4 protein-coding genes and 2 pseudogenes are annotated in these 4,440 nt (G+C 68.8%); 2 read left to right on the top strand and 4 right to left on the bottom strand.

Annotated features, from left to right (window positions below; genetic code table 11):
* Positions 1 to 489: 489 nt before the first annotated feature.
* The gene (locus ACZ49B_RS39060; RefSeq protein WP_468316065.1) at positions 490 to 1,083 is read left to right on the top strand and encodes a TetR/AcrR family transcriptional regulator; all 594 of its coding nucleotides are present in this window, start codon (positions 490 to 492) and stop codon (positions 1,081 to 1,083) included.
* Positions 1,080 to 1,916 carry an alpha/beta fold hydrolase gene (locus tag ACZ49B_RS39055; protein ID WP_468316062.1) on the top strand — a complete coding sequence of 279 codons (837 nt, stop codon included), beginning with the start codon at positions 1,080 to 1,082 and terminating at the stop codon, positions 1,914 to 1,916. Before ACZ49B_RS39060 ends, ACZ49B_RS39055 begins: the two co-directional genes overlap by 4 nt.
* 117 nt (positions 1,917 to 2,033) lie before the next feature.
* Here the strand turns inward: ACZ49B_RS39055 and ACZ49B_RS39050 are convergent.
* From ACZ49B_RS39050 to ACZ49B_RS39035, 4 genes and pseudogenes are all read right to left on the bottom strand, one after another.
* Positions 2,034 to 2,261 (bottom strand): annotated as a pseudogene (locus ACZ49B_RS39050) (AraC family transcriptional regulator); the annotation flags it as partial.
* Positions 2,262 to 2,665: 404 nt separating this feature from the next.
* A pseudogene (locus ACZ49B_RS39045) lies at positions 2,666 to 3,414 on the bottom strand (transposase).
* A 230-nt stretch (positions 3,415 to 3,644) separates the two neighbouring features.
* On the bottom strand, positions 3,645 to 3,851 hold the full coding sequence (locus ACZ49B_RS39040; RefSeq protein WP_468316060.1) for a hypothetical protein: 207 nt from the start codon (positions 3,849 to 3,851) through the stop codon (positions 3,645 to 3,647).
* 80 nt (positions 3,852 to 3,931) lie between these two features.
* The gene (locus tag ACZ49B_RS39035; protein ID WP_468316058.1) at positions 3,932 to 4,288 is read right to left on the bottom strand and encodes a DUF6247 family protein; all 357 of its coding nucleotides are present in this window, start codon (positions 4,286 to 4,288) and stop codon (positions 3,932 to 3,934) included.
* Positions 4,289 to 4,440 lie beyond the last annotated feature (152 nt).

Raw genomic sequence — 4,440 nt, 5'->3', positions numbered from 1 at the left:
CTCTCGGGCTTTCCTCCGGGCTTCGTTCTTCGTTTCCGACTCTATCAGACTCTTTCGTGTCCGATTCCCGGTCGAAGCGGGTTTCGCTTTCCAGGCCTTCGCTTTCGCGTTTTCCCTTTCCGGCGATGCCGACTCTATCAGAAGTTTTCCACCGGATTTCCCGGCTTCAGATTCCTGGATGAGGAGTCGAGTACGCACCCACAGAATGCGATTCCGGGGTGCGAGGGGGGTCTTGCTGGTTTGGCTGCCGAACTTGTCCAGTTCCAGGCAACCGCTCAACCCTACAACTGGCCCTCCGAGGTGTCAAAACGAGCACCGGCACCGGCCATGACCAGCGTCTTCGCCAAGACGCACGGCCGTCTCGCCTTCAGGGACAGGGGCGACGCAGCACCCACCAGCCGGCTACTCCACGGCCTGCTGACCCCCTCCTGCCTGCAAACCTAGGGTACCTAGGCTATAACTAGGATCCCTAGGAAACGTGGAGGGCGCATGGCGCGGGCAGGGCTGACGGCGGAGCGGGTGACGCTCGCGGGCGCCGAACTGGCAGACGAGGTCGGGTTCGACCAGGTGACCATGTCGCAAGTGGCGCGGCGACTCGGTGTGAAGGACGCGAGCCTCTACACCCACGTCCGCAGCCTGTCGGACCTACGCGGTCGAATCGCGCTGCTGGCGGCGGACGAGAAGACCATCCTGATCGCGGAGGCCACGGCCGGCCGGGCGGGCAAGGAAGCGCTGGTCGCCTTTGCCAACGCCTGGCGGGATTACGCGCACAAGCATCCGGGCCGCTACACGGCGACCCAGACCCGGATCCAGATCGACCCCGAGCTGGCCGCACAGGCGCCCGGACCTCGGCGCGCGGTCGAGCTGACGTACGGCATGCTGCGCGGCTACGGACTGGCGGAGCCCGACCTGACCGACGCGGTCCGGTTGCTGCGCAGCGCGTTCCACGGGTTCGTCGCTCTGGAGGCCGCGGGCGGGTTCGCGCACGAGCGCTCGCCCCAGCACTCCTGGGACCGCGCCCTCGACGCCCTGAGCTCTCTTCTGGAGCACTGGCCCCCGTCCCGAGAGGGAGACGTCTCGTGACCGTTCCGACCATCGGTGGCCTGCGCGTGAACGGCGCGACCCTGCACTACGAAGTGCGCGGCCAGGGCCCGCTCCTGCTGCTGATCCCCGGAGGAGCCGGCGGCGCGGCCGCCTTCGACGGGATCACGGACGACCTGGCCGACGAATACACCGTCGCGACCTACGACCCGCGCGGCATGTCCCGGAGCACACTGGACGACTCCGAGGCAGCGCAGCGAGTGTCCGACCATGCCGACGACGCGCTGCGGATGCTGGACCTGCTGTCGCCCGGAGAGCCCGCCCGGGTGTTCGCCACCAGCTCCGGCGCGATTGCCGCCGTACACCTGCTCACCACCCGTCCCGAACGCGTCGAGCGACTCGTGGCGCACGAACCGCCTCTGGTGGAGATCCTTCCGGACGCCCCCCGACACCGTGCACTCCTGGCACGCGTGCAGGAGACACTGGGCGCCCGGGGACTCCTGCCGGCGATGGCCGAGTTCGCCGCTGGTTTGAAGAGGGAGGGTGAGGCCGCCGAGCCGAAGGCCGACGTGACCCTTCCGCCCCAGGCCGCAGCCCGGGCCGAGCAGACCATGGCCAACCTGCCGTACTTCATCGGACGCATCGTGCCCGGCTTCATGTCCTACGTCCCCGACATCACCCGACTGGAGACGCTGAAGGACCGGCTCGTGCTCGCCGGCGGCCAGGACTCACGCGGCGAACTGCCGTACCGCCCGGCCGCGTTCCTGGCCGAGCGTCTCGGCACGCCACTCCTGCACTTCCCCGGCGGGCACACCGGCCTGACCACGCACCCCGCCGCGTACGGCGAGCTCCTTCGGAAGGTCTTCCGCGCGTAGACCGAATCCGCCCCTCCGCAGTTGGCCCTCCTTGGCCATGCCCAACGCCCACCGGTCCGCCCCACGCGAGATCAGTGAGCCTTTTCAACGTGGCCACGGTCGAGTGACGCCGGGGTCACGACAGCTCATGTACGCCCGCGCGGCCGGCGTCTCCATGCCGAACTGCTCGTGGAGGTGCTCCAGCGCCCAGGCGAGGACCTTGGCGAGCGGGTCGGCGCCGATCTCCTCCGGTAAAGACCTGTCGAGGTAGCGCTCCTGACCGCCCGAGGGGCGCGGCGGGACCACCAGTCGGCGGGCCAGGGCCCCTGCCGCCTCGTTGCCGTGGTCCGGCCGCACGACGTGGAGAAAACCGTCTCAGGCACCCGGCATGTCAGCCAAGTTGACAACGCCCACTGAACCGCTCCGGATCGATGGAGGCCCGGGTGAGGCTTCGCGCTGACAGCGGTGGGTACATCCGCAAACATGGACGCTGGCGCATGGATATCGCTGATAGCCACGGGGATCGTCTTGCTCATCGGGGCGGGGCTCATCTGCTACGAGCATTGGGGATCCGGCGCGAACCAGAGCCGGGAGTATGACCTCGGTCCGGACAACACCAGCGGCGGAGGCGGAGGCGGCTGACGCCCACGGTTCGGCCGAACCGTCTCAGCCCGAACCTGCCGCCGATCCCAGGACCGCGCTGCAGCAGAGCATCGAACAACAGCCTGGATCTCGTCGGACTCCCATCGCGATAGATCGGTGCCTTGGGTTCAGCGTTGCCGCTCCAGGGTGAGGACGGCTGCAGCGATTGACGACATTCGATTCGGGCTGCACCGGGACTTGCGGAAGATCCGCCACGACTTCAGCCGTGCGACACCACGCTCGACCGGAGCCCGTGCCGCGGACAGCCGCGGGTGGCGGTCTGTTGGGTGGGCGTGAGGCCACGGCCTGGTGGGCGTCTGAGGGGCGTCGTCACCCACGGTCCGGCTCCCACATAGGCGCGGTCGGCCAGGACTGGAACGCCCTGACGCTCGCAGATCCGGATGATCCGGGCAGTGCGGGCCGCGGTCAGGTCGTGCGTGCGGCCGGGCAGCGCAGGCGACATCCACAGCAGCCGCCCAACCGGGTCGGTCACCACCTGCACGTTCACCCCGTGCCGACGGTGCTTGTGGGAGTAGTCGGCCCGGCTGTCGCCGACCCGGTCGCACTCCGCCAGAGTGCCGTCGAGCAGAACGTGGTCAGGGTCGGCCTCGCGCAGAGTGCGCAGCAGGCCAGGCGCGTGGTCGGCCAGCGTGTCGACGCCGGCTGCCACGTAGGCGTGCGCGGTGCCGACGGAGATGCCGAACCCTGCAGCGAGTTGGGCGAGAGTGTCGTGCCGCCGCAGGTACACCAGGCCGACCAGGGCACGCTGGTGCGGCGGGAGCTTGCAGCGGCGGTCACCCTCGCGGGTGACGATGAGCATGGTGACCCACTCGACCAGGGCATGAGGCAGGTCGAGTGCGGCTGAATACGGAACCAACGCGGCTCCTGTGCCTGTGGGCTGAGACTTCGAACACCTCCCCCAACGGCACGGGAGCCTCGTGCGTTGCACACACCGTCGGCATCCCCGATCAGTGGCGACTCTGAAACAGCTCCATGACCGGCAGCTGCCGGAGGCGCTGAGGACGGCTGAGGAGCAACCGCCCCGTACGCATCCTTCTCCGAGGGCGGCACCTGCCTCGGCGAGATCACCGTGGACGTGCCCGGTGATCAGACGTTGACGCGCTTCAGGTAGACGCGGCTGCGGTGGGGGATCGTCTGGTACCAGAGCATCAGGTGCTCGTCCTCGTACGTACGCAGCCGCATGGGGCTCGGGTCTTCGTAGAGGCTGCCGTCCTTGGGGTCGATACCCAGGGAGGCCAGGTCGACCAGGCCGTCCATCACGGCGCCGACCGTTCTCTGGTGCTCGGCGGCCATGTCGCCGAGCACCCACGCGCGGCTGGGATCGCATTCCCATGCCCAACCGCCGTCGTTCTCCACTCCTTAGCCCCGCGTGCTCACTGACCGATCTCGCGCTGGGCCTCGCCGAGGATGCGGCTGCTCGTCTCCATCGCTGCCCGGAACTCCGCCTCCGTGGCGGCCGGGTCGCCGGCGGTGCGTTCGGCCTCGAGGAGCGCTGCCGAGCGCGCGGGCCAGCGGTGGATGGCCACGTGCGTCGCCCACTTGATCAGGAAGAAGCGGAGCGGGTTGATGGCGCCCGTCTCCGCGGCGCGGTCGAACGCCGCATGGCACTCCCGGTCGAACTCGGCGAGGTGCGGCATGTCGATCCGGCGCACTGCATCCCGCAGGGCTTCGCGCGTCATGGCCGGCTGGGGGATGAGCGGACCGTCGTCTTCGACGTGCTGTGCTGTCATCGTGCCTCCAGGGGAACGCTGGCCACGATACCGAGCGGCCCTGTCAGAAGCCCCCTGAACGCAGAAAAGCCCCGTACCGGATCCCGGTACGGGGCTTTTCTACAATGATTGTTCGGCGGCGTCCTACTCTCCCACAGGGTCCCCCCTGCAGT

It is taken from the genome of Streptomyces sp. NPDC031132, from assembly GCF_055570595.1.
The sequence above is the reverse complement of the archived record's forward strand: the minus strand, read 5'-3'. Positions and strand labels throughout refer to the sequence as shown.